The organism is Dialister histaminiformans (genome assembly GCF_900103425.1).
Taxonomy (GTDB): domain Bacteria; phylum Bacillota; class Negativicutes; order Veillonellales; family Dialisteraceae; genus Allisonella; species Allisonella histaminiformans.
On the sequence record NZ_FMXA01000003.1, the window covers coordinates 235,838 to 260,785 of the forward strand.

Annotated in this window: 21 protein-coding genes; 3 read left to right on the forward strand and 18 right to left on the reverse strand. The window is 49.5% G+C overall.

What is annotated here, in order from left to right; all coding sequences use genetic code 11:
- Window positions 1-104: 104 nt before the first annotated feature.
- Together BLQ79_RS01100 and BLQ79_RS01105 are read left to right on the forward strand one after the other, a co-directional pair.
- On the forward strand, window positions 105-1,604 hold the full coding sequence (locus BLQ79_RS01100) for a WG repeat-containing protein (protein WP_091362928.1): 1,500 nt from the start codon (window positions 105-107) through the stop codon (window positions 1,602-1,604).
- Window positions 1,605-1,834: 230 nt separating this feature from the next.
- On the forward strand, window positions 1,835-3,010 hold the full coding sequence (locus BLQ79_RS01105) for a pyridoxal phosphate-dependent aminotransferase (RefSeq protein ID WP_091362930.1): 1,176 nt from the start codon (window positions 1,835-1,837) through the stop codon (window positions 3,008-3,010).
- Window positions 3,011-3,091: 81 nt separating this feature from the next.
- Here BLQ79_RS01105 and BLQ79_RS01110 read toward each other — a convergent pair whose 3' ends face one another.
- The 18 genes from BLQ79_RS01110 to BLQ79_RS01200 all read right to left on the reverse strand — a co-directional run bounded on the left by BLQ79_RS01110 (window position 3,092) and on the right by BLQ79_RS01200 (window position 24,521).
- Entirely contained in the window at window positions 3,092-4,462 is a 1,371-nt protein-coding gene (locus BLQ79_RS01110; protein ID WP_091362932.1) for a hemolysin family protein, read from the reverse strand.
- Between the two features lie 163 nt (window positions 4,463-4,625).
- Window positions 4,626-5,135 (reverse strand): shikimate kinase, encoded by a 510-nt coding sequence (locus BLQ79_RS01115; RefSeq protein WP_091362934.1) that lies wholly within the window; start codon window positions 5,133-5,135, stop codon window positions 4,626-4,628.
- Entirely contained in the window at window positions 5,132-5,938 is an 807-nt protein-coding gene (locus tag BLQ79_RS01120) for a shikimate dehydrogenase family protein (protein WP_091362935.1), read from the reverse strand. Before BLQ79_RS01120 ends, BLQ79_RS01115 begins: the two co-directional genes overlap by 4 nt.
- On the reverse strand, window positions 5,935-6,783 hold the full coding sequence (gene pheA / locus BLQ79_RS01125) for a prephenate dehydratase (RefSeq protein WP_091362937.1): 849 nt from the start codon (window positions 6,781-6,783) through the stop codon (window positions 5,935-5,937). Before pheA ends, BLQ79_RS01120 begins: the two co-directional genes overlap by 4 nt.
- On the reverse strand, window positions 6,773-7,873 hold the full coding sequence (aroC, locus tag BLQ79_RS01130) for a chorismate synthase (RefSeq protein ID WP_091362938.1): 1,101 nt from the start codon (window positions 7,871-7,873) through the stop codon (window positions 6,773-6,775). Before aroC ends, pheA begins: the two co-directional genes overlap by 11 nt.
- A complete protein-coding gene (aroA, locus tag BLQ79_RS01135) occupies window positions 7,866-9,140 on the reverse strand; it encodes a 3-phosphoshikimate 1-carboxyvinyltransferase (RefSeq protein WP_091362940.1) in 1,275 nt (424 codons plus the stop codon). Before aroA ends, aroC begins: the two co-directional genes overlap by 8 nt.
- The gene (gene aroB / locus BLQ79_RS01140) at window positions 9,137-10,216 is read right to left on the reverse strand and encodes a 3-dehydroquinate synthase (protein WP_091362942.1); all 1,080 of its coding nucleotides are present in this window, start codon (window positions 10,214-10,216) and stop codon (window positions 9,137-9,139) included. Before aroB ends, aroA begins: the two co-directional genes overlap by 4 nt.
- On the reverse strand, window positions 10,203-11,063 hold the full coding sequence (locus BLQ79_RS01145) for a prephenate dehydrogenase (RefSeq protein WP_091362944.1): 861 nt from the start codon (window positions 11,061-11,063) through the stop codon (window positions 10,203-10,205). The genes aroB and BLQ79_RS01145 overlap by 14 nt, the downstream gene beginning before the upstream one ends.
- 106 nt (window positions 11,064-11,169) lie before the next feature.
- Window positions 11,170-12,186 (reverse strand): 3-deoxy-7-phosphoheptulonate synthase, encoded by a 1,017-nt coding sequence (aroF, locus tag BLQ79_RS01150; RefSeq protein WP_091362946.1) that lies wholly within the window; start codon window positions 12,184-12,186, stop codon window positions 11,170-11,172.
- Between the two features lie 704 nt (window positions 12,187-12,890).
- Window positions 12,891-13,466 carry a flavodoxin gene (locus BLQ79_RS01160; protein ID WP_091362951.1) on the reverse strand — a complete coding sequence of 192 codons (576 nt, stop codon included), beginning with the start codon at window positions 13,464-13,466 and terminating at the stop codon, window positions 12,891-12,893.
- A gap of 73 nt (window positions 13,467-13,539) precedes the next feature.
- A complete protein-coding gene (locus tag BLQ79_RS01165; protein WP_091362953.1) occupies window positions 13,540-14,757 on the reverse strand; it encodes a DNA polymerase IV in 1,218 nt (405 codons plus the stop codon).
- A 15-nt stretch (window positions 14,758-14,772) separates the two neighbouring features.
- Window positions 14,773-15,762, reverse strand: coding sequence for a deoxyguanosinetriphosphate triphosphohydrolase (locus BLQ79_RS01170; protein ID WP_091362956.1), 990 nt, complete (start codon window positions 15,760-15,762; stop codon window positions 14,773-14,775).
- 97 nt (window positions 15,763-15,859) lie between these two features.
- Window positions 15,860-16,228: an ArsR/SmtB family transcription factor gene (locus BLQ79_RS01175; RefSeq protein ID WP_091362958.1), complete on the reverse strand. Its 369-nt coding sequence runs from the start codon at window positions 16,226-16,228 to the stop codon at window positions 15,860-15,862.
- A 120-nt stretch (window positions 16,229-16,348) separates the two neighbouring features.
- Entirely contained in the window at window positions 16,349-17,179 is an 831-nt protein-coding gene (locus BLQ79_RS01180; protein WP_091362960.1) for a pyruvate, water dikinase regulatory protein, read from the reverse strand.
- 2 nt (window positions 17,180-17,181) lie between these two features.
- Window positions 17,182-17,817 (reverse strand): helix-turn-helix transcriptional regulator, encoded by a 636-nt coding sequence (locus BLQ79_RS01185; protein ID WP_091362963.1) that lies wholly within the window; start codon window positions 17,815-17,817, stop codon window positions 17,182-17,184.
- Window positions 17,818-17,945: 128 nt separating this feature from the next.
- A complete protein-coding gene (gene ppsA, locus BLQ79_RS01190; protein ID WP_091362965.1) occupies window positions 17,946-20,333 on the reverse strand; it encodes a phosphoenolpyruvate synthase in 2,388 nt (795 codons plus the stop codon).
- Window positions 20,334-20,960: 627 nt separating this feature from the next.
- Window positions 20,961-23,132: a PBP1A family penicillin-binding protein gene (locus BLQ79_RS01195; protein ID WP_091362968.1), complete on the reverse strand. Its 2,172-nt coding sequence runs from the start codon at window positions 23,130-23,132 to the stop codon at window positions 20,961-20,963.
- Between the two features lie 186 nt (window positions 23,133-23,318).
- A complete protein-coding gene (locus tag BLQ79_RS01200) occupies window positions 23,319-24,521 on the reverse strand; it encodes a hypothetical protein (RefSeq protein WP_091362970.1) in 1,203 nt (400 codons plus the stop codon).
- A 219-nt stretch (window positions 24,522-24,740) separates the two neighbouring features.
- On the opposite strand from BLQ79_RS01200, the gene BLQ79_RS01205 reads away from it, so the two are divergent.
- On the forward strand, window positions 24,741-24,948 hold a 208-nt coding region (locus BLQ79_RS01205; RefSeq protein ID WP_143270038.1), incomplete at its 3' end, for a helix-turn-helix domain-containing protein.

Sequence of the window (24,948 nt, forward strand, 5' to 3'; positions counted from 1 at the left end):
TATATATGCATATCCATACAAGACAGAATTGATAGTCTATTGTATACTGTATATATCCAGATTTGTCGTACAATAAAACGACTGTTATTATCCCGGAGGTTATAATGTTTCATACTCCCCGAAAAGCCGCTTTATTTATTTCTGTTCTCGGCCTGCTTTCCGTCACAACGACAGGCCTGTATTCTGTTCACGCCGAGGAACCGGCCATGATAGCTTACCATGAGCACCGGGAAAGCCATACCACATCCCGCGAAACGACCACCTGGAGTGAAAAAACGAGTACATCTAAAAAGTCCACCAGCCACTCCACTTCCGTTAATGTACCGGATGCGGGAATCATCGCCGGAACCGTTCTTTTTTCCGGACTGGAGAAATCCTCACTCACTCATTTTGCAGAGGGCTATGAAGATTCTCAGCCGGCCAGCCATGGGGCCCTGGCTTCTATTCAGGACAAGAAAGGAAAATGGGGACTGGTTGGCATGGATGGCACTCTGTCCGTAGCACCTGCCTATAAGTCCATTTCCTACCAGGGGCATGGATTATTTTCCGTAACCGGAAAAAAAGGGGTAAAATATATTACCTCCCATGGCACAGTCCCGGACTCCCTGCCCCCGGTATGGGATGATTCGGCAGAGTTCATTGCCTATCGGGAAAATGGACGCTGGGGATTCAAAAATCCACAGGGCCATGTGGTTATTACTCCCAGATACAAAGATGCGTATACCAATTTCCATGAAGGAATTGCCTTTGTCAAAGATGAAGACGGCCATAAGATAGCCATCAACAATAAGGGAAATTTCCTGTTTGAAGCACCTTATGATGCCATTTACCCTTTCCACAATGGTCTGGCCGAAATAAGAAGGAATGTGCACTCCTTCAGCTGGAGCAGTCTGGCCGGTGCTGCTGTGGTTGGCTCTCTCACTCATGCTCATTATGATGAAGATGCAGACTATGGACTATCCCGTAAGGACATAAAACGAGGGTATATCAATACTCAGGGGCAGGAAATCTTTGACAGCCGCAGTGATTCCGTGTATCCTATGACGCCTTATGGTACCTTCATCCGGGACAAGGGCCAGATTCGATTTGCTGACCGCAGTGGAAAAACAATTTTCGGACCTGGACCATACGATGTGGACGATACCACATTCGCCATGAAGGAAGGTCTTGCTGCACTGGAAAATGACCAGACGGATAAGATGGGTGCCATCAGCCTGGTTACCGGAGAGACCGTAATTCCTTTCGCTTATGATGAAGTTCGTTTCCTTGGAAGTGACCGGGTGGAACTGGACACAGGAAATACGCATGTCCTGGCCAGCGTTTCCACCGGCAGAGCCATCATAAGTCTCCCGGAAGACAGCGATATACTCCCGTTTGGAAATCAGTCGGTTACCTGGGTAATCGGTGATGATAAAAAGGATTTTACCCTGCTTTCTGTGGACGGCCAGACACTGGCACACTTTACAGGAAATCAGATTAAGGAGGTCACCCCGTTCCACCATGGGTTCTCCCGGGTAAAGACTGACATGGGCACCGGTCTGATGGATGAAACCGGAGCCTGGGCACTCCCACCGCAGTATCGTACCATTCACTTCTACAGCTAATCTCCTACTCTGTTCCGAGCAGAAGGGCGAGAATATACTTCACATATTCTCATCCTTCTGCTTTTTTGCTGTCTCTTCCGGCTCATTCCCAGTGGGGCCTTACCCTATTCATTTAAACTATGGATAAGCACAGAATATATATACATTGACATAGTCAGCCTGAAAAACCATACTATGAAATATTACAGAAATTGCAGGGTTCTCTCAGAGGACCAGAAAGGTGATAATATATGACTCAGCTCAGCAATCGTTCCGCTCATTTTTCAGATTCCGTAATTCGCCGTATGACCCGGGTAGCCAGTCAGTATGGCGCTGTCAATCTTTCCCAGGGATTTCCGGATTTTGCCCCACCGGTAGAAATTACCAACCGTCTTGCCGAGGTTGCCCATACGGGACCTCATCAGTATGCCATTACCTGGGGCGCTCAGAATTTCCGCGAAGCTCTGGCCAGAAAGCAGAAGCATTTTTCCGGCATTTCCTATGACCCGAACAGCGAAATCACAGTCACCTGCGGAAGCACAGAAGCTATGATGGCGGTTATGATGGCCATCATCAACCCGGGTGATAAGGTGGCCATTTTCTCCCCGTTCTATGAAAACTATGGAGCCGACACCATCCTCACTGGCGCCCAGCCGGTATACATTCCTCTTGTGCCGCCGGATTTCCACTTCGACGCCAACCAGCTGGAAGACGCTTTCCGCCAGGGAGCAAAGGCACTGATTCTCTGCAATCCATCCAACCCATGCGGCAAGGTATTTACCAGAGAGGAACTTCTGGTCATTGCTGACCTGGCAAAGAAATACGATGCGTACGTGGTAACCGATGAAGTATATGAACACATTCTCTATGCTCCGCACAAGCATGTATATATGGCTTCTCTTCCAGGCATGAGAGATCGCACCATTGTATGCAATTCCCTGTCCAAGACGTATTCCATCACCGGATGGCGTCTGGGATATGTTCTGGCCAATCCTGAAGTGACTGACCGGGTAAAGAAGGTGCATGACTTCCTTACGGTTGGTGCTGCCGCGCCGCTTATGGAAGCCGCAGTAACCGGCCTGAATTTCGGGGATGACTACTACCGGGACCTGCAGGCTCATTACACCCATATGAAGAATCTTTTCGTAGGCGGGCTGAAAAATCTGGGATTTACCGTCACGGAACCGCAGGGTGCCTACTATGTGCTCATGGACGTATCGGAATTCAATGTTCACGATGATTATAAGTTCGCCGAATGGATGACCCGGGAAGTCGGAGTCGCCACCGTTCCAGGCTCCAGTTTCTTCAAAGAAGATGTACACAATTTCGTCCGCTTCCACTTTGCAAAGCAGGACGCTACATTAAACGAAGCACTGAACCGCCTGGAATCCCTGAGAGAAAAGGCAAAGAGCGTTCATTCTTTCTAACCTCTGAATTCTGTCTTTCAGCAAAAAAGAGAAGCTCCCCCAACCCATAGGGAGCTTCTCTTTTTTATGCCTTCCCGGCCATTATTCTTTTTCCTGGTCTTCCTGTTTTGTCTCCGGCTTTGGCTGTACAGTGACCAGCACCTTATCAATTCGACGGTTATCACAGTCCACAATCTCAAAGGTATATGGGCCATAGGTAATTTTTTCTGCTTCCTTCGGAATATATCCAAACCGATAGGTCAGAAAACCGCCAAGTGTCTTATAGTAATCTTCCGCTTCACCAGGAAGTTCATCTTCAATATGGAAATAGTTCCTGAAATCATCAATGGTGCAGAGTCCTTCCACGAGCCAGGAATGTTCATCCCTCTGCAGAATCTTATTCTTTTCTTCTTCCACATCTTCCTGATCCCCGGGAACATCGCCCAGTATCTGTTCCAGTACATCATGCAGGGTGACCATGCCGGTGAGAATACCATATTCATCAATGACCATGGCCTCATGTGTACCCTGTTTCTTAAATGTACCGAGCACCTTATCCAATGTCAGTGTTTCCGGAATCAGCACCGGTTCATACAGGCACTTCTTTATGGACTCCTTAAGGGGCCAGCGCCCCTGGCTCTGATGCTGATCCAACAGGATATCTGTGGTAGTTACCAGCCCGCAGAATTTGTCCAGTGAACCTTCTCCCACCAGCAGGCGGTAATGTTCATTTTCTTCCAGCTCGGTCCACAGCTTCTCATCGCTGTCTTCCAGGTCCAGCCATTTCAGTTTGCTTCTCGGCGTCATACAGTCTTCCGAGGTGAGGTCGTTCATCTGGAATACCCGGTCAATAATTTCCGGTTCTTCCTTATCAAATGTCCCCATACGGGCGCCCTGATGGAGAAGCACCATGATTTCATCTTCAGAAACCGGCTTTTCCCCGGACATATGAATACCCAGAGCGGAAACCACCACCTTGGTAGACCAGGAGCAGAAGGAAACTATCGGTTTAAATGCTGTGGAAATCCAGATCATAGGGCGCGCTACAACGCAGGCCGCCTTTTCCGGAATAGCAATGGCAATCCACTTCGGCACCAGTTCCCCGATAATCAGAGAAAAATAGGTAACCAGTGCCATGACAATGAACAACGCCAGGCCGCTGGCATACGGACGCACCGCTGGAAACTGTTCCAGAAATCCAGCTACCGGTCCGGACAGAGACGCTCCGGAAAACATACCGGTAAGGATACTGATGGTCGTAATACCTACCTGAATAGTGGAAAAAAGTTCTTCTGTGTGATGGGAGACTTCCAGAGCCGCCCTGGCATTCTTATTGCCATCCTTTGCCAGCTCTGCCAGTTTTGTCTTTCTGGCCCCCACAATGGCGATTTCCGCCAGGGAACAGAATCCGTTCGCCAGCACAAGAAGAATCAATACCAGTAACTCGGGCCATAAAGGGCCTCCACTTTCCATAAACGCAATAACCTCCTGTATACAACTTATAATTTATCAGTATTAGTAATTATACCATAATAAAAAAACAAACTAAACCGCCAGCCTCCATCGAATCTGCAGGCCCGGCTATGCTGTATAAAAGGCGGACTCCCAACTGCGCAGGATGTTCCGCCTCTTTTAACTATATCTTATATTTAATGGCCTGATGGATAGCTTCCAGCATCTGTCCAAGGACCTCTTCCGGCGTTCCCCGGTTATCAATGATAATATCCGCTGAGTCCCGGTAAGCCTTCCGGCGTTCCCGGTACAGGTCAAACACTTTCTGCGGCCCGTCCTTAAGGAGCGGCCGACTCTCCACTTCCACATCGTTAACGATGTCATCCACCGGCCGGTCAATAAGAAGTATCAGCCCGTTCCGACGAAGATTCTCTACGTTCGCGGTCCGTTTCACCACGCCGCCTCCGGTGGAAATTACGATGCCCTGTCTGTCTGCCAGTTCCCGGATAGTCCGTTCTTCCGCATCCCGGAATGCCTTCTCGCTTTCTGCGAAGAAGCTGGAAATTGTCCGTCCTTCCCGCTCTTCCAGATAATCATCCGCATCCACAAAGGGACGGTTCAGTTCTCTGGACAGCGCACGGCCAAACGTGGTTTTCCCGCTTCCCGGCATGCCGATAAGTACTATATTTTTCATGACATCATTTCCTTTACTATGGCCTGCACGGTGTCCTCGGAAATATCTCTGTCCATCCATATTTCCTCCGCTGCCACCGCCTGCATGACCAGCATATACATACCGTTTATTCTGTCGCCCCGGGCATCCTTCAGAAGCTGTGTTTCCGCCGGATTGTAGATAATATCCACCACCTTGGGGAATCTGGCAGTTATCTCTGCCGGTACCGGGGATACGCCCATATGAGGATACATGCCCACCGGGGTCGCGTTCACCAGAAGCCACGGATTGGGTGCAGAAGGAACCCAGTCGTATCCGCGGATGACCGCGTGCCGCGCTCTGGCAAATGCCTCAAATTCGCTGTCTATATGGTCCGGATGCCGGCTGATAACGGCGATATCCTGCGCCCCTTCATCGGCAAGACACTGAATAATGGCCCGGGAAGCTCCGCCATGCCCCAGTACAACGGCTGAACGCCCTTTCATGTCGCAGTGAATGCGTGCCAGTGTCCGTTTAAACCCAGTGTAATCCGTATTATATCCGATGAGACATCCATTTTTTCTGGCAATGGTATTTACTGCCCCGATAGTCTTTGCTTCCGGGGACAGTTCATCCAGAAAGGGAATGACCGCCACCTTATAGGGGATGGTTACGTTAAGTCCATCATAGTCGGCCAGCATACGGGGAAGCTGTTCTTCCAGCTCTGCCTCCGGCACTTCCAGGAGTTCATACGTGGACTGGCACCCTTCCTGCCGAAACAGCGACTCATGTATTTTCGGTGACATACTATGCCCCAGCACTTTGCCAAGCAATCCCAGTTTCATGACTCCTCCTTATGTGTATATGACGGATAATTACCAAGAATTTTAAAATATGTGCTCATAGATTCAATCCCCCGCAGTGTCTGCGCATTAGCCGGATTTCTGAGTTTTCCCATAACATCGATATGAAAAAAATATTCGAATGGCTTGCCTTTAATGGGACGTGACTCCAGGTGCGTCATATTCATACCGCCGTAGAAAAAATATCCCAGTACATGATAGAGTGCCCCCGATTCGTGGCGTACAGATAATACCAGAGTAATCTTATCCGCATCATCAGCAATTTCCATAGCCGGTCCAATGATAAAAAACCGGGTATAGTTGCTGCTGTTGAACGCAATCGCATCCTTCAATACCTGAAGCCCATAAAGACGACCTGCCGTCCGGCTGGCCACAGCGGCCTGGTTCTTCTTTCCTTCTCTGGCCACCTTTTCCGCGCTCTGCGCTGTGGAAAAATAAGGCTGCTGCTTCCAATTTCTCTTCTCCATAAAGAATTCCCTGCACTGGGCAAACCCCTGCGGATGAGAATACACCGTATCGATATCATCCAGTGTGGCCCCCGGGACACCGAGCAGCACATGCTCAATCTTCACCATCTGCTCTCCCACAATGGCGCAGTCGTAATGCTGGATCAGATCATATACTTCCGTAATGCCGCCGGTGGATGAATTTTCCATGGGCACTACCCCATAATCCGCCTGACCTTCCCGTACTGCTTTCACCACATCTTCAAACAGAGGACAGAAAATGACTTCCTTTTCCCTGTTTCCAAACTGTTTTTCCATGGCTTCATAGGTGTAGGCACCTCTGGCGCCATAGCAGGCTACGCGCAGTTTTTTATTTCCCATAGGACAGCCTCCTGTCGGTAAGGAGACGGTCCAGTACCACCAGAGCGGCTGCATTTTCAATCACCGGGATGGCCCGTGGCACAATGCACGGGTCATGGCGCCCGCCCACAGAAAGCAGGGTATCTTCCTTTTTCTCAATATCCACCGTATGCTGCCGTTTACCGATAGAGGCAGTAGGCTTCACTACTGTCCGGAACAATACCGGGGCTCCGCTGGTGATCCCACCCAGGAGCCCACCATTGTGGTTAGACAAACTTTCCACCCGGCCGTCATGATAATGCATGGCATCGTTGGCCTGTGATCCATATAAACGGCTGAACCTGAATCCATCACCGAACTCCAGCCCCTTTACCGCCGGGATAGAGAACATCATATGGGCCATGCAGCTTTCCAGGGAATCAAAGAACGGGTCTCCAAGTCCTGCAGGAAGTCCGCAGAGGATGCATTCCACAATGCCACCGGTAGAATCTCCTGCTTTCTGCGCCGTCAGTATCTGTGCTTCCATCGCCTGTCCGGCTTCTCTGTCCAGCACAGGAAGTCTCATGGAATCCAGAGATTCCAGTACCTGACGGTCTTCCCCCATGGGATTAAACGACCGATCAGGAATCCCATGAACTTCCAATGCATGAGCTCCCACATACACTCCTTCCTTCTCAAGGACCTGCCGGGCAATGGCTCCAGCGAAGGTAAGAGGCGCCGTGATACGGCCAGAGAAATGACCGCCGCCTCGATAATCATTATATCCATGATATTTTACATATCCGGTATAATCCGCATGTCCCGGGCGCATCTTGCTCTTCAGTTCTCCATAATCCCTGGAATGCTGGTTTTCATTCCGAATTTCCATGGCTAGCGGTGTACCTGTGGTATACCCATTAAAGTATCCGGACAGTACAGTAAAACTGTCCTTTTCCCTTCTCGGTGTCGCCAGCGGGGAACTTCCCGGGGCGCGGCGTGCCATTTCCTTCTTTACCCGCTCCCAGTCAATCGCGATTCCAGGAGGCAGTCCATCGATAACCGCACCGATGCCCGTGCCATGAGACTCCCCAAACAGAGTCACCCGTATGGTTTCTCCCCAGGTATTACTCATAATTGCATTGCCCTCCTGTCTTTACAAAATCATCCCAGAAACGTGGATAGGATTTTCTCACACTGTCAGCTCCGTCGATAGTAAGCCGCCCATTAATAGCGGGAGATATGGAAGCCAGGGCCATGGCTATCCGGTGATCGTTCCAAGAAGAAACAGCACCGCCATGAAGCGGCGCCCCTCCATGAATTATCAGTCCGTCGTCCTTTTCTTCCACTCTGGCTCCCAGGCGGGAAAGTTCCACCGCCATAGCATGCAGCCGGTCGCATTCCTTGAGGCGTACCCTTTCTGCATGAACGATTTCCGTGGTTCCTTCACTGACTGCTGCCAGCGCCGCCATAACCGGCACCAGATCCGGTACATTTTCCGCATCCATGACAATGCCGTGAAGCCGGCTCTTTCCGGCGCACAGACCTTCTCCGGTTTCCTCAATGCATCCGCCCATACGGCGAAGCAGGGAAACGATGGCCTTATCCCCCTGGAGGGAATCCACGGACAGGCCTTTAAGTGTGATTGGCCCGCCCAGAAGCCCGGATGCCAGCCAGAAGGCTGCCTGCGAAAAATCCCCTTCCACAGCAAAGTTTCCGGCCTTATAAGTCTGATTACCCGAAATCTCATACTGTCCTCTTCCGGTTTCATTCACCGTAATGCCATGTCGGGCCAGAGTATCCAGCGTCATCTTTACATAACTTTCTGACTCCAGCGGCGTGGTGCTGACCAGGCGGGAATTCCCTTCAAGCAGCGGCAAGGCAAACAGCAGCCCGGTGAAAAACTGGGAGCTTACATTTCCTGACAGGGCATACGTCCCCGGCAGCAGCCGCCCTTTTACATACAGCGGCAGTCCGTTCTTCCCCTTCCAGGTAATCCCTTTTTCATCAAATATCTGATAGTACGGCGAAAGAGGACGTTCAGCCAGTCGCCCTTCGCCGGTATATGTCACTTTATTGCCTGATACGAGCCCCAGCGGGATAAGGAAACGGAGCGTAGAACCGGATTCTCCCGCGTGAGCCGTCACCGGTTTCTCCTGCGCCTTCAAGCCTCCCTTTATCAGGAGTGTCGTCCCTTCTGTCCCTTCCTGCCTCTGGATACTGGCTCCCAGGAGGGAAAGTATGCGCACGGTAGCCTCAATATCCTGAGACCAGCTTACTCCGGTAAGCCGGCTCTCCCCATGAGCCAGTGCCGATGCGATGATTTCCCGATGGGTCATACTTTTAGAGGAAGGAATCCGGATCTGCCCTTCCAGGCGTGTTGGCGTAATGGTCACCTTCATAAGGCATCCTCTCCTGTCACAATATAGCGGGAAAGCTCTTCTGTATCTACCGGAAGAAGTTCCGCTTCTCCAATACGGGGAATGGTTACCAGGGTAATCCGGTTCCCCCTTCTCTTTTTGTCATGCATAATTTCGGGAATCAGTCTGGCGGCCTCCACCGGTACCGTTACAGGAAGAGACAGCTTTTCCAGTACCTTCTTCATCCGCGCTGCCGTCCCTTTTTCTGTAAGCCCCATCCGTTCTGTCTGCTCGGTAAGAAGAGCCATACCAATAGCCACCCCTTCCCCATGCGTATAGGTCTCATAGTGGAAATACCGTTCCACCGCATGGCCTATGGTATGCCCGAAATTAAGAATCTGACGGAGATTCTGTTCTTTTGCATCCGCTTCTACCACCCGGGCCTTCTGCTGCACACTGGCACAGATAATGTCTTCCATATGGGCTTCCAGGTCCGCTTCGTTTTCCATAGACTCAAACAGAGAAAACAAACGGCTGTCCCCAATGCATCCATACTTTACCGCTTCGGCCAGTCCATCATGAATAAACCGGGCCGGCAGCGTGCTGAGTAAATCCGGATCAATGAAGACTCCTCTGGGCTGATAGAAAGCTCCGGCCAAATTTTTACCTGCCGGCAGATCCACAGCCACCTTCCCTCCTACCGAGCTGTCAATCTGTGCCAGTATAGTGGTAGGAACCTGAAAGAACGGAATACCCCGCATATAGGATGCTGCTGCATAACCGCCCAAATCACCAGGCACACCGCCGGAGAGGGTCACCAGCGCATCTTTACGTGTCATTTCAAAATCGGCCATGGCATTGAGCACATCTCCAAATACAGAAAGATTCTTGCTCGTTTCTCCTGCCGGTATGGTGATAATCCGAACGGTAAATCCGGCGTCTTCCAGAATCCGGCGGAACCGTTCTCCGTAAAGGGGCCCTACATGGTCATCAGTGACCACGGCGATTTTCTCCGCATCAGTAAGACGGCGTATCTTTCTTCCCGTATCTTCCAGAAGTCCCCTCCGGATTTCCACGGTATATGAATCTTTCCCAAGATGTATATCAACGGCTGCCATGATGTATCATTTCCCTTCTTCTTCTCCGGGCCTCTGTGAAAAACTCACAAAGCGCTTCCGCATCCTCTGTCTCCAGCGCTTTCCTGAGCTTGCAAAGAGACTCCTGAAAAGAGTCCATTTCTGCTAAAATCTTATCCCGGTTTGACAGGAACAGGCTTGTCCAGAGCCGGCCATTTATATCTGCCACCCGTGTGGCATCCGTAAAGGAACCTCCGATAAACATTCCGGTATCCTTCTCATAAGATTCACTGTTCATCAGAGAAGCCGCCACTGCATGTGGGAGACCGCTGGTGTAAGCGATGAACCGGTCGTGCTCCTCCGCCGTAACCCGGGGAATATGTTTTGCCCCCAGGGCTCTGGCGAGCCGGGCAATGAGTTCCAGGTGTTCCGGCTCATTTTCCTTTTCCGGGATGAGTACATAATTGCAATTATTAAAAATCGTCCCATCCGCCTGCGCCAGTCCGGCTCCTTCCCGGCCACACATAGGATGTGCGGATATAAAGTCCATTCCTGGCGGGAGCAGCTCCCGTATACGGGGCCAGTTGTGATCTTTCACTCCGGCAATATCCGTGAGTACGGCTCCTTCTTTCAGCCAGTCCCCATGTTCCTTAAGGAAGGCCAGTGTTCCCTTCACTGGTGTACAGAAAATCACAATATCCGCTTTCTTCAGATCCTGTGGATTAACAGACTGTACCAAGCCCATTCTCAGCGCCTGTTCTGCGGTTTCCTCTGTTCGGTTAAATCCGATGACAAAACACCCCAGCTCAGTGAGCCGTTCTGCAAAAGAGCCTCCCATCAGCCCCAGTCCGATAACGGCAACCGGCCTGTTTTTAAAGTCACTGTTCATAATCATCCACCTGTTGTAATGATAGCACGGGTCATACGACACCGTATATCTCTCCATTTACAAAACAGGGCGCCTGATTAAGACGCCTTGTTTTTTCCCGAACCGATTATAATTCTCTGCCCACAATAGGAGCCAGCTGTCTTAACCGGCCCATAAGGTGGTCAAAGGTTTCCGGAGTAATGGATTCTGCCCCATCACACCATGCGTGTTCCGGATCATTATGAACTTCACACATAATACCATCTGCACCAGCAGCAATGGCTGCCATGGCCATGTCTTCTACCATCCAGCGATGGCCGGTAGCATGGCTTGGATCTACAATAACCGGCAGGTGGCTTCTGCGCTTAACTACCGTAACGGCGGACAAATCCAGAGTATTTCTTGTCGCCTTTTCAAAGGTGCGGATACCGCGTTCGCAGAGAATGACATTCTGGTTGCCTTCTGACATGATATATTCTGCACTCATGAGCCATTCATCAATCGTAGCGGAGAGGCCGCGCTTTAACAGTACCGGCACATTGAGACGACCTACAGCACGAAGCAAATCGAAATTCTGCATATTTCTTGCCCCAATCTGAATCAGATCCACCTTCTTTTCCAGGAAGGTCCCAATCTTATCTGCACTCATCAACTCAGTAACTACTGGCAGCTGTACATCCTTCGCCGCTTCAATGAGCATATCCAGTCCCTTTTCCCGGAGTCCCTGGAAAGAGTATGGAGATGTTCTGGGCTTGAATGCGCCACCACGCAGAAGAGATGCGCCGGAATTCTTAACTGCCTGTGCCACGGTATGAATCTGTTCCGGAGTTTCAATGGAACATGGTCCGGCCATAACCACCAGCTTCTTTCCACCTACTTTGACCCCGCTTACATCAATAATGGAATTCTGCGGATGGAAAGAACGGCTGGCACGCTTGTATGGTTCCTGTACTCTCATTACTTTTTCTACCCATTCATTACCAAGGAAATCGCGTTCATCCAGCTTGAATGTATCTCCAATAAGCCCGAGTACCACCTTACTTTCCCCCTGGCTGCGAGACACTTTGAATCCTCTGTTGTTCAACTCAGTTTCCAGGTTTTCCACTGCTGTGAGCGGTGCATTCTGCTTCATAACGATAATCATAAAATCCTCCTCTGCCGGTTAAGGCACCTTCAATACTACACTTTACTTCAGATATGAAACTCTAACCGCTCATTATTACAAGCCCATCCTTACAAAAAAAAGCAGGCTCGCCTGAGCCTGCTTTTCTTAAAACGATACGATTCTATCTGAAAAGACCATGTGACTCAGCACGTAACGGGTATGCAAAAAATCCGAAGCCATAAAAATAGCTCCAGTCATAGTTTACGTATGCAAGTCCCATAGTATTCATTGGCTGTGTCATCATAATCTCTCCTTTCCTGTTAGAGTTAAAGTAAGTATAGACACTTTTAAATTTGTTGTCAAGAGGAAAAATCAAAAGATGGGCAACGCTCATACTCATGGACCATAAACCTCATAGCAGGCCTGCCTTCCATCAGCAAGGGATTAAGCAGGAATGATGAAGCATTATCCTTTCTCCACCAGAACAGCTATGCCATTTTCAAATCCGTGCAATTTCTGAAGATTTGCCGGAAAAACCCAATGGGGCAAAAAAACGACTTCCATTTAGAATCGGAAGTCGTTTTTTTGCTTTTTAGATATTCGCAGAATCTGCCCCTCGCAATTCCCGGAGAATTGCACAACTCTGTCTGAAGTTTGTTAAGACACAACCTTATGCGCCAAAGGCTCATACAGTCATACGAATTTCTTCAGAACTCGTCCCCCATAAGCACCAGCGTATTCACTCAGTATCCCAGCTTTTCCAGCCACTGATTCAGGTCTTCCGCCTTCTTGGGCGTGTTTATAAAATAATGATCCTTAATCTGTGCCCCCGGAGCATGTATTTCCAGATCGGTCAGACTTTGTCCCATATCCCCCTTCGGGGATCCTGCCACGGGAATCAGGTTCACACCGGTAAGATTGGTTTCCTGCAAGAAGGTAAATACCGGCATCGGCATAGTACCCCACCAGAGCGGATAGCACAGGAATACGGTCTTATAGCTGTTGGCATTGGGAATCTTTGTGGCAATAGGTGGCAAAGTGTGGTTAACCGCTTCTTCCCTGGCAGCCTGCATGGCCTGTTTAAGATCCACCGGGAACGGAACCTGACGGCGAATTTCCACTATGCGGCCTCCGGTCTTGCTGGCAATGGCTTCTGCCACATGCCCCATAATATCGGAATCCGAATAATACACGATAAGCACATTCGGATTTTTCGCTGTTTCTTCACTGGCCGTCTGCGTCTCCGTATTTCCCAGACTGCATGCCGTAAGCACTGCCGATAAACATACCGCTAATATAATGGTTATCCATTTTTTCATAAGCCTGACCCCCTGACTGCCGTTTCCAATCTGCCTGTATATTGTTTCACTTATTATCTTACACCAACCGGAGCTATTTCATAATAGGGGAGATGACTGTTTTTTCTGATTTCTTTTCTTTTTCCTTCAGTTCCTGTTCCACCCACAGGCCCCGCCGGATTGCTCTTTCTCCAAACTGTTCCTGCAGCGCATCCACCACGGCCGCCGCCTTTCCCTTCCTGTCACGGCTTTCACTGAAAAGATTCATCATACCTTCCCCTTCCACAAGACGGGATGCGGTCACCCCGACAAGCCGGACGCCTTCGCTGAGCGGAATCCGCTGAAGGAGAATCCTGGCCGCCTTTTCAATATCCTCTGCCAGCCGGGTGGGTTCGCTCAGTGTCATAGACCGGGTAAGCGTGCGGAAGGAAGCAAAACGTATTTTAAGCGTCACCGCCTGCCCGGACAATCCCTTTTTCCGGAGCCTTCTGGCTACCACATCACTGTGCAGCGCAATCTGGCGTTCTATGTCCTCCCTGTCAAAGATATCTTCCTCCATTGTCGATTCATCACCAATGGACTTGACCTCCCGCTCCGCTTCCACAGGACGGGAATCTATCCCCAGCGCCAGCTGATGAAACAGTACCGCCTGATTCCCCAGCACTTTTCGCAGCTGAGATACTGGCGCATTCTGCATATCCCCTATGGTCTCAAACCCCATCTGCTGCAGCCGACGGGCAGTTACCGGCCCTACACCCCATAGTTTCCGCACCGGAAGCGGAGCCAGAACCGCCCGCTCCCTGCCATAGGGAATGATGAACAGCCCGTCAGGCTTTCCCATATCACTGGCCATCTTAGCCAGAAATTTGTTTGGTGCAATGCCTACCGATGCTACCAAACCAGTTTTCTCCCTGATTTCCGCCTTAATCGCCCTTCCAATGGCTCCCAGTGTTCTGTATTGACTTCCCATACCTGATATGTCCATAAACGCTTCATCCAGGGCAATAGGCTCAATAGCATCGGCGTAGTGAAGCATAATGGCATGAATCTCATCCGATACAGCATGATATACACCAAAGCGCGGTTCCACAAAAATCCCATCAGGACACCGGCGCTTTGCCTCGCTGATGGACATGGCGGAATGCACCCCATAAGCCCGTGCCTCATAGGAAGCCGTAGCAGCCACACTCCGTTTCCCCTTTCCGCCTACAATGACAGGCTTACCTCTCCATTCCGGATGATCCCTCTGTTCCACCGACGCATAGAATGCATCCATATCCACGTGCATAATCCACCGCCTGTGTCCTGCCATCCTTCATCACCTCATTCAGTAGTTCCAGTTTCTCGGTACATAAATGTCCTTATACAGGGAAATGGCCCGATTGTCAGTCAGTCCGGAAATATAATCCGTCACCGCCTGGCTGAGACTGTCCGCACAGCGGATAAACTTTTCCGGCAGTTTCTCCTCATGCTTCATGAAATAATGGTACAGACAGGTCACTACATGATATCCCCTTTCCCTGTCAGGAATCATTACCGGAGCAATATATACATTGTCAAACATAAACTGCCGGAGAAGCAGAAGCGTCCTGTCCCCTTCTTCAGACATGCACAGCGTAGTTCCCATCCGGGAATGGGCAATAAGATCCATAACCATGGACGTAATCATTTCCGAATGGGTACGCCCGAATCTCTCCTGCACCTCTTTCGGCAGATCATCGGCAGTGAGGAGTCCACAGCTTTCCGCATCATCAAAATCGTGGCACAGGTAAGCTATGCGGTCTGCATATTTTACCAGCCGGCCTTCCATAGTTTGGGCCGGTTCTGTGCCGGTATGGTGCAGAATACCATCTCTTACCTCCCGGGTCAGGTTCAGTCCTTTCCCATTCTTTTCCAGATGTTCCACAATCCTCACGCCCTGTTCATTATGTCGGAAATGACCGCATGCATCATTTAATGCAGATTCCCCTACATGACCAAACGGCGTATGTCCCAGATCATGGCCCAGGGCGATAGCCTCTGTGAGATCTTCATTAATCTGAATGGCTCTGGCCACAGTTCTGCCAATTTGCGCTACTTCCAGAGTATGAGTCATGCGGGTTCGGTAATGATCTCCTTCCGGTGCAATATAGACCTGTGTCTTATGCTTCATGCGCCGGAAAGAATTACTGTGCAGAATCCTGTCCCGGTCCCGCTGAAACGCTGTGCGCACCGGACATGGTTCTTCTTCCCTGTCACGGACCGCATTCACGGCCAAGGCTGCTTCCGGTCGGAGAATCTGCTTTTCCAGGTTTTCCCATCGTTCACGAATAGACATGAAGTACCTCCCTTATTCAGACTATAAACGGATCTTTTCCGGGAAAAGCCGTTTTTGATCATAAAAGAAATAACCGCGCCATAAAGGCGCGGTTGTCTCAGTTTCCAAAAATATCCTTCCCATCTTTGCCGTTAGCCGGCTTATCCTTACTGTATTTCACATAACGACATATGCATTTATCCTTCAGTCTGTACAGTTTCGGGATAAAAGCAAGAAGATTTTCGAATGTGGATTCATTTATGGAATATTTGGTCCAGAGTCCGTCACGGCGTGCATTGACAACCTTTGCCTCAATCAGGATCTTCATATGATAGCTCAACGTGGACTGAGACAGGGTAAAGTTACTCAGAATATCGCCGGCGGACATCTCCCTGCATGAAAGCATATCCACGATGCAGAGCCTGGTTTCATCAGACAGCGCTTTAAAAACCACGGCATAATCTTTGTAATATAATTCCTGAGCCATTCTGCTAACCTCTTTGCTTTAGTTCTACAACATTGATATCTATCAATATAGCATATCGAAAATCTGGACCTTTGTCAATTTCAGCCCCATCAGAAAAAGGAGGCACAGGCCTCCTTCTTCTCAGTATTTATTGCCATACAGCTGTTTGTTCTTTTCTATGATTTCGATAATCCGGGATGCGGTTTCTTCAATCGCTTTGTTGGATACATCGATAACCATGCAGTGCAGTCTCCGCATAACCTCTTTGGCATACATCAGTTCTTCCTGAATCCGGGACAGATCGGTGTAATTGGCCGAACCGGAAAACCCCAGTGCCTTGATGCGTTCCGTACGTATGGTATTAAGCTTAAACGGATCAATGATAAGCCCGATAACCTTGTACGGCGGTACTTCAAATATTTCCGGTGGAATCGGTACTTCCGGAACCAGCGGAAGGTTGGCTGCCTTATAGGACTTATTCGCCAGATACATGGAAAGTGGGGTCTTGGATGTACGGGAAACCCCTACCAGCACCACATCGGCCTTTTTGAAACCGGATGGGTTCTTTCCATCATCATATTTTACAGCGAATTCAATGGCTGCCACACGCTTGAAATATTCCTGGTCCAGACGGTGGATAATGCCAGGTTTCATACGTGGACGGCTGTCAGTCACATTGGACACCATGTTCAGCATAGGCCCCAGAATATCCACATACTGCACATGTTCTTCTCTGGCAATCTTTTCAAAGCTCTCCCGAAGTTCCTGGGACACCAGGGTATGACATATGACACCACCATTGGAAGCTGCTTCTTCAATAATATTGCGAATCTGTTCCGTATGTCTGACAAAAGGAATACGCACAATATCCATGGCATCCTGATCAAACTGGCTGATTGTCGCCTTTGCCACTTTTTCGGCAGTTTCTCCGATGGAGTCAGAAACTACATACAGCGTTTTGGTCTCGCTCATAATTATCTGCCCTTGCCCTTCCCAAGCTTAAGGAACAAACGGGTAATGTTGGTCTTGGACAAACGTCCGCAGAGCGCATATTTCTTTACCCCATTGTCTTCTTCTATCGTGATGACCGGGAGACAGTCAATTTCAAAGTCGATGAGCTTCTGAGCCACATCCACCATGCTTTCCTCCGGTGTAGCAAAAATCATCTTGGACTTGGATGTCATAACCATGGAAATCGGCATGCTCTGCAGATTTTCTCTGCCCATTGCCGCCTTCAGCAGATCCTTACGGGACACAACGCCCTGTACATCATCCTGTGTACCAATGAAGACGGTACCGATGTCCCTTGTGAACAGGAGTACGGCTGCGTCATATGCACTGGCGGTTACCGGTACAAGAGCCGGTTTGGACATGCACTCTGCTGCAGTACATTTCCGTATTTCCATAGCTGCCGGATCCTCTCCGCCGCCAAGGTAGTAATACCCCAGACGACGACGTGCAGCAATGATTTCTCCTGACAATAAAACCGCCAAATCTCCACGCAGTGCACTTCTGGTTACATGGAGACGTTCTGCGATCTGTTCTCCTGTAATGGGGCCATTTTCGCGGACAATATCCGTAATTTCCTTCTGTCTTTCTGTAAGTCGCATTGTCTCATCTCACTTTCTTAAGCCCCATGGCAGGAGCTCATATCAATTTACTCAAATGACGACAAAGCCGGAACTACATGTGTAGTTCCGCTTCGTCATAAGGAAGTGTGCCTTCCCGCTTATCCTGTTTACCAGGTGTAATCTTCTACTTCCTTGATTCCGCGGCCGGTTGCTGCATCCAGCATGAGGCGCTGTTCAATGCGTGCAGCATTTCTCTTGGTTGCCTTAACCATATCCGGGTTTACGGATACATAGTCGATACCGCTCTTAATGAGGAATTCAGTGAATTCCGGATATACGGACGGAGCCTGTCCGCAGATGGAAACGGTCTTTCCATCCTTGTGTGCAGTAGCAATGAGGTGACGGATGGCCCTCTTCACTGCCAGGTTGCGTTCATCAAAGAGGGCAGATACCGTGTCATTATTTCTGTCGCATCCCAGAAGCAGCATGGTCAGATCGTTGGAACCGATGGAATAACCATCTACGAACTGATTGAACTGATCAGCCAGAATGATGTTGGCCGGAATTTCTGCCATGAGGAACAGCTTGAAGTCCGGACCACGAACCAGGCCTTCTTCTCTCATAATGCCGGTTACCAGTTCAGCTTCCTTTACCGTACGGCAGAATGGAATCATGCAGTTCAGGTTCTTCAGGCCGAATTCTTCGCGAACCTTGCGTACAGCCTTCAATTCCAGACGGAATGCTTCGGTGTACTTCGGATCATAGTAACGGGAAGCGCCTCTCCAGCCGAGCAGGTCAGCCGGTTCTACTGGTTCATACTTGTCACCGCCCTTAAGGTTTCTGTATTCACCGGACTTGAAGTCAGAGAAACGGAGTACAACCGGTCTTGGGCTCATAGCACGGCAAACCTTAGCCACCCCTTCAGCGAGCATGTCAATAACCTTGTCTGCACGGCCGGTTTCAATGAGATACAGCGGATGTTCATGGATGAATGTGGTCCAGATGAATTCTTCGCGCATGAGGCCGATGCCGTCACATGGGAGGGATGCATACTTTTCAGCCAGATCCGGATCACCGAGGTTCATCATGATGCCGGTGCCGGTTGGCGGGAAGTATTCTGCTGCCACTACTGTCTGGCCGGCAGCCTTCGGTTCATCCTTCTTAACCATATCTTTTACAACGCCTTCGTAAACGATACCGTTCTGTGCGTCAACCGTTACATCCTGACCATTCTTCAGGGTAAGGGTTGCTTCTACGCTGCGGCTCTTGGTACCTACTACGCATGGGATTCCCAGTTCGCGGGAAACGATGGATGCGTGGCAGGTCATACCGCCGGCATCAGTAACGATGGCTACCGCCTTCTTCATAGCCGGAACCCAGTCCGGGGAAGTCATCTGGGTAACCAGGATTTCGCCCTTCTTGAATTCTTCAATGTCCTTCGGGTTGGTAATGACGTGTACCTTGCCAGCTACCAGGCCCGGGGATGCCGGGAGACCCTTAACGAGAACCTTATGATCGGTAGTGATGTTCACTTTCTTAGCTTCTTTCTTTTCCTTATTCTTTCTGGACCATACGGTTTCCGGACGAGCCTGGAGAATCCAGATGCGGTCCTTGTGGTCGATAGCCCATTCCATATCCATGTAGCAGCCATAGTGCTTTTCAATAGCCTTTGCGTAGCCAGCCAGTTCCTTCAGCTGTTCATCGGTCATAACCTGAGCCTTAGCTCTTTCTTCCGGAACCTTGCGTTCTTCTACGCCGCCGCCTGGGAGACGAACCAGTTCAATAGCCTTTTCGTTGATACGGCGGGAACGGATGGAAAGGTCGCTCTTGTTGATGACGAAGTTATCCGGAGTAACAGTTCCCTGTACTACGTATTCACCGAGGCCCCAGGAGCCTTCAATCATGATGCAGTCATCTTCGCCGGTTGCCAGGTTAACGGTGAACATTACACCGGCAGCCTTGGAGTCAGCCATCATCTGAATAGCAGCGGACAGTGCTACGTTTTCATGATCATAGCCCTGCTTTGCACGGTAATATACCGCACGGTCAGTAAAGGTGGATGCGTAGCATTCCTTAACCTTGCGAATGACTTCTTCCTTGCCATGTACGTTCAGGTAGGTATCCTGCTGGCCTGCGAAGGAAGCGTCCGGAAGATCTTCTGCGGTAGCGCTGGAACGTACAGCAACGAATGGATCCTTTTCGCCAACCTTTTCAGCCAGTTCATCATAAGAATCAGCAATGGCCTGTGCCAGGTCAGCTGGCATTTCAGCGTCCATGATGCTCTGACGGATGCGTGTGCAGACTTCGTGAAGTTCTACGCTGTCTTCTACATCGTCCAGTCCTTCGAGAAGTTCATGAATCTTTTTGTTCTGTCCGGTAACATCCATGAAATAACGATATGCGTTAGCGGTTGTAGCATATCCATATGGTACCGGCACCTTGGTTGCACTGGTCAGTTCCCCAAGGGAAGAAGACTTGCCCCCTACCAGACCTACATCGGCTCTGCGCAGTTCATCGAACCACAATACATATTCGTTTTCTCTTTTGTCCATCATAATCCTCCTAGAACACATGACCATAAATACTATTCATAAGTTTTATAAAAGTGTATACGTCATTAGTGCTTACATGCATTATAGTATACTATAAGAAACGTGATGTCAAATCATTTTTTATCATTATTGGATACATTTTTTAGCTTGATGTTTATTTATAGTAAAAAAAGCAGAGAAATGTCTCTTTTTAAATGCACATTTAATCAAATGGTGCCTACATTTATTGCTTTTTCTTCTACATTTCATCACGTTAAAGGATACTATATTATAGAAGTATTTTATGATACCGTTAAGGTTGCCTTTAGTCTGCCAGCAGATAGCCAAACGACTATCTGATAATCAGACTTCAGAATAGCGTCAATACACTTTCCTATACATCAAAGACAGGCTGGAGGTAAGAGGCAGGAGGCCGGCCGATTGGCTTTGCCAATCGGCTCCTCTAACTTTTCTTTTGTGCACGGCCTCGAGCCTCAGGCTTGCCGACCTATGAACGCTCTGCGTTCATACAGCCTCCTCAAACCTCGAATCTGTCTTTAATCTGCAGTTCTCCTTTTTATACCGCATCAAAAAAGGACTTCGAAACATTTTTGTTTCTGAAGTCCTTTTTCAGTTTTATAATGGTTTGGCTTACTGTCCGGCTACCTGGTCAAGAATGTTCTTGCCTGCCTTTGCCGCTGACCTTCTGGCCTGATCCTGGGATGAGTTGTGCTTCTTTCCGGAGTCACTCTTATCCTGGGAGGACCGGTTCTGAGAATTCCGGCTCTGAGAATTCTTTCCGGAATCCTGAGTGTTGGTTTCCGTAGTGGAAGTATCCTGATCCGGAACGGCTTCATCTCCCTGAGCCTGCTGATCTGCAGCCTTAGCCTCATTCTGCGCCTTAGCCAGTTCTCCCTGAATAGAAGCCGGGATATTGAACGAAGATGCAGACTGGCTGGCTGTAGCCTGACTCATAAAGTCTCTGAAAATAGCGGCCGGAATGGTACCGCCGGTGTAGCCCGCGTTGGTAGAGGTATCATCACCAATCCATACCGCAGTGACCATGTTCGGTGTATATCCGACAAACCATGCATCGTGTGCCCCGTTTGTGGTACCGGTCTTACCGGCTAACGGACGTCCGAAGTAAGCATTGCGTCCAGTACCTCTCATAACTGCCTGCTGGAGCATCACATTAAGACGTGCTACCGCGTTGGCATCCAGTACCTGTTCTGCATCCGATTCTCCGGTATGATCTTCCAGTATGTTGCCGTTGCGGTCTTCAATCTTGAGGATAACTCTCGGCTTAATCAGCTGACCATTATTGGCGAATACGCTGTATGCCTGTGCCATATCCCACAGGGATACACCCTTGGACAGCCCGCCGATGGAAGCTGACAAGTTGTTATCGCTGTACTTACCGGAATCCACCAGACTGGTAATTCCGCACTTTTCGGCTGTCTTGATGACATTGGACATGCCTACCTTGTTGGCCAGGTTAATGGTCGGAATGTTCATGGACTTAACCAGCGCTTCGGTCATGGTGACCGGGCCGCCGGTAGTATGTCCGTAGTTCTTCGGAGACCATCCGCCGGCAAAGCTTACCGCACTGTTATCCAGCATCATATTCGGGCTCATGCCCTTTTCCAGAGCGGTTACATAGGTAAACGGCTTGAAGGCAGAACCTGGCTGACGGTACATCTGCGTAGCACGGTTAAACTGGTCCTCTCCGCGTCCACCTACCATGGCCTTTACATCGCCGGTCTTGGTTTCAATAGCCAGCAAAGCGCCCTGCGGCTGAGTAATGCCCTTGGCATTCTTTGTGCCCTTCGGCAGGTCCTTGTTCACCGCATTTTCTGCATCCTTCTGCATATCCAGATCCAGTGTGGTGTAAATCTTCAGACCTTCCTTGTAAATAGCGGAAGAGTCATACTTGTCACTTACCTGCTGTACTACGTAGTTGACGAAATAGGAAGCTACCTTATTGTTGTCCTGATTGGACCCCGGCTTAACCAGGCCCAGATCCTGCGCCTTGGCTTCATCCGCCTGTTCCTGAGTAATGTAGCCATACTTGGCCATCTGATCCAGTACTACGCCCTGACGGTACTTAGCCGCCTGCAGGTTGTGGAACGGGGAATAATAATTCGGGCTGTTCGGAAGACCGGCCAGCATAGCGCACTGCGCCAGGTTCAGGTCCTTAACATCCTTGCCAAAATATACATGGGAAGCGGTCTGTACGCCATACGCACCCTGGCCGAAATAAATCTGATTCATGTACATTTCCAGGATTTCCGCCTTGGTGTACTTGTTTTCGATTTCCACAGCCAGTACGGCTTCCAGCAGCTTTCTCTTCAGCGTCTGTTCCTGTGTGAGGAACGCGTTTCTTGCCAGCTGCTGGGTAATGGTGGAACCACCCTGTCCGGTGGCATCCCTGTGCCGGATATTGCTTACCAGTGCACGGGCAATGCCGATAGGGTCAATCCCATGATGCTTATAGAAACGGATATCTTCTGCCGCAATGAATGCATTCTGCAGTTCCTTCGGCGTTTCTGAAAGCTTGACAGGAAGACGATTCTGTTCGGCATGAACCGTGGTAATCAACCGGCCTTTGCAGTCATAAATCTGTGAAGAGGCCGCTGGCGACAGAGTCTGACTGACGTCAGGCAGCGTCCCGGTGATAGACAGCAAAAAACCAGCCCCGGCTCCAGCGACGCAGATCACCATGATCACAACCAGTGCCATAAACAGTTTTTTCCACAAAGGCGTTTTTTTCCTCTGCGGCCTGCGATAGTGACTGTGCACTGCATGAATCTCTGAATTTTTCATAGATAACTCCTATACTGTGCCTTATGCAGAATATAACTATCATACAGAGAATGAACCAATGCATTCTCATGGAAACATAACTCGCAGGCATTCCTTTCGGAATCCTGTACAATCAACCGGAATGAACTCTGGTCAACCAATCAATTATAGCACATTAAAGCGGTCTTAATTCCATCTCTTTCCGCTTTATTTCCGGCTTCGTGCCACAGCAAACTGCCGCATCCACCGGGTCACTTCCTCCGGCGTGAGCAGGCGGTCTATATCGTCCGCCGATGCGATGGACAGCGGCTGGGTTTCCATGTAGCGGAAAAATTCATCCTGCAGTGCCCGAACCTCACGGGAACGTTCCGGAAGCTTTACCCGCTGCCCCAATCCCTTTTCCATGAGAAGCCTCATAAATACAGGGCGGAAGAAATATTCCATAAAGCAGCTTTCAATCCAGTAACTGTGCTTTGTCTGGCTAAACCGCGCCGTAAGCGGCATGAACTGCATGTACAGGTCCACTCCGTCATAATACCCGCCCCAGAAATCACTGAATGCATAATCATAGCATCCATCTTCCTGAGCCTTCACAAATTCCAGCGCGTCCGCTTCGATAATCTGAATCTTTTCCTTATGCGGGAAGAACGGAAGGATGGACTCGGTAAACAGACGGATGACATCCGGGTTCTTTTCAATCACCGTTACGCTTTCTACATTATCCTTTTCCGCCGCCATAAAGGCATAGTATCCAAGACCCAGACCATAGGTGATGACCTTTCCGTGAGCTTCCGCAATCGCATCCGCCATGGACTCAATCTCACTGACCACCACGCTCATCCACACATTGCCGTTTTCCAGAAGGACCGGAAATTCTACCCGGTCTGTGAAAAATCCCAGTTCCGCATAGAAAAACGGATCATCCCGATCATACGTCTGGTGATAGGACTGGAAAAACTCATAGGGAATCGTATCCCTTGGCGCCAGAGTAATGGCTCCCGCCTGCCCCGCCTGGGGCTTCACCTTCTGATAATAAGGATTGTCTGTAATAATCCGGGTATCATAAGCATGGATATGATGAGTCATTTCATCAAACAGCGTTTCCATCAGCGCTTCCCCATCCCATCGGGTGGCCAGTTCGCTATAAGGAAGGATTTCCTCTTCCCCATAGTAAAGGTCGCACACCGCGTCACGGATGTCATCGGCAAACCCGCACCCGGTCACTTCATCAATCAGCGGATCCGGCTGTCCCGGCACCACGGTCCGGTCCACTGGTGTTTCAATGTGTTCAAGAAATAAATGATCCTCTACCTCTCCCAGCATCAGATCATTGCATATTCCGGCAAGCAAAAAGCGTTCCCAAAGCTGGCAAATACGTTTTTCCACTTCCGGAGTCTGTCTTACATTCATTCTTCTTTCCTCAGTTTCTCTGTAATTCCTCTTTGAAAGATGTGTTTATTCCTCATTATACATAAGGACGGGCTGGCACTCAAGGTCCGTGCGAACCCAGCCAGATTTGCAATTGTAGGATTACAATACATGTGTTACACATTGAAAACATAAAAAGCGAGACCCCCTTGTGATATAGTTAATTCGTCAAAACAAACTTTTACCAAAGGAGTATCTCGCATGAACAGTATAACACAAGTTATGAAATTTCGTAGATCTATGGTCGAATATGCATTGAAGCATGGCGTCACTAAAACCGCCATCAAATACAATACATATCGCCAATACGTGTATCGCTGGCTTCGACGTTATGATGGTTCACTGGAGTCCTTACGTAATAAATCCCGCAGGCCCAAACACCATCCCAAAGCACATACAGCTGCGGAAT

What these genes read in the sequence shown, in the direction of transcription:
- BLQ79_RS01195 (WP_091362968.1), bottom strand. Translation starts at nt 23,132, where the DNA reads ATGAAAAATTCAGAGATTCATGCAGTGCACAGTCACTATCGCAGGCCG.
- BLQ79_RS01175 (WP_091362958.1), bottom strand. Translation starts at nt 16,228, where the DNA reads ATGGCTCAGGAATTATATTACAAAGATTATGCCGTGGTTTTTAAAGCG.
- aroF (WP_091362946.1), bottom strand. Translation starts at nt 12,186, where the DNA reads ATGATTATCGTTATGAAGCAGAATGCACCGCTCACAGCAGTGGAAAAC.
- BLQ79_RS01200 (WP_091362970.1), bottom strand. Translation starts at nt 24,521, where the DNA reads ATGAATGTAAGACAGACTCCGGAAGTGGAAAAACGTATTTGCCAGCTT.
- BLQ79_RS01100 (WP_091362928.1), top strand. Translation starts at nt 105, where the DNA reads ATGTTTCATACTCCCCGAAAAGCCGCTTTATTTATTTCTGTTCTCGGC.
- aroC (WP_091362938.1), bottom strand. Translation starts at nt 7,873, where the DNA reads ATGAGTAATACCTGGGGAGAAACCATACGGGTGACTCTGTTTGGGGAG.
- BLQ79_RS01115 (WP_091362934.1), bottom strand. Translation starts at nt 5,135, where the DNA reads ATGAAAAATATAGTACTTATCGGCATGCCGGGAAGCGGGAAAACCACG.
- BLQ79_RS01165 (WP_091362953.1), bottom strand. Translation starts at nt 14,757, where the DNA reads ATGGCAGGACACAGGCGGTGGATTATGCACGTGGATATGGATGCATTC.
- BLQ79_RS01110 (WP_091362932.1), bottom strand. Translation starts at nt 4,462, where the DNA reads ATGGAAAGTGGAGGCCCTTTATGGCCCGAGTTACTGGTATTGATTCTT.
- BLQ79_RS01160 (WP_091362951.1), bottom strand. Translation starts at nt 13,466, where the DNA reads ATGAAAAAATGGATAACCATTATATTAGCGGTATGTTTATCGGCAGTG.
- ppsA (WP_091362965.1), bottom strand. Translation starts at nt 20,333, where the DNA reads ATGATGGACAAAAGAGAAAACGAATATGTATTGTGGTTCGATGAACTG.
- aroB (WP_091362942.1), bottom strand. Translation starts at nt 10,216, where the DNA reads ATGGCAGCCGTTGATATACATCTTGGGAAAGATTCATATACCGTGGAA.
- BLQ79_RS01185 (WP_091362963.1), bottom strand. Translation starts at nt 17,817, where the DNA reads ATGCGACTTACAGAAAGACAGAAGGAAATTACGGATATTGTCCGCGAA.
- aroA (WP_091362940.1), bottom strand. Translation starts at nt 9,140, where the DNA reads ATGAAGGTGACCATTACGCCAACACGCCTGGAAGGGCAGATCCGGATT.
- BLQ79_RS01145 (WP_091362944.1), bottom strand. Translation starts at nt 11,063, where the DNA reads ATGAACAGTGACTTTAAAAACAGGCCGGTTGCCGTTATCGGACTGGGG.
- BLQ79_RS01170 (WP_091362956.1), bottom strand. Translation starts at nt 15,762, where the DNA reads ATGTCTATTCGTGAACGATGGGAAAACCTGGAAAAGCAGATTCTCCGA.
- BLQ79_RS01120 (WP_091362935.1), bottom strand. Translation starts at nt 5,938, where the DNA reads ATGAAACTGGGATTGCTTGGCAAAGTGCTGGGGCATAGTATGTCACCG.
- BLQ79_RS01105 (WP_091362930.1), top strand. Translation starts at nt 1,835, where the DNA reads ATGACTCAGCTCAGCAATCGTTCCGCTCATTTTTCAGATTCCGTAATT.
- pheA (WP_091362937.1), bottom strand. Translation starts at nt 6,783, where the DNA reads ATGGGAAATAAAAAACTGCGCGTAGCCTGCTATGGCGCCAGAGGTGCC.
- BLQ79_RS01180 (WP_091362960.1), bottom strand. Translation starts at nt 17,179, where the DNA reads ATGAGCGAGACCAAAACGCTGTATGTAGTTTCTGACTCCATCGGAGAA.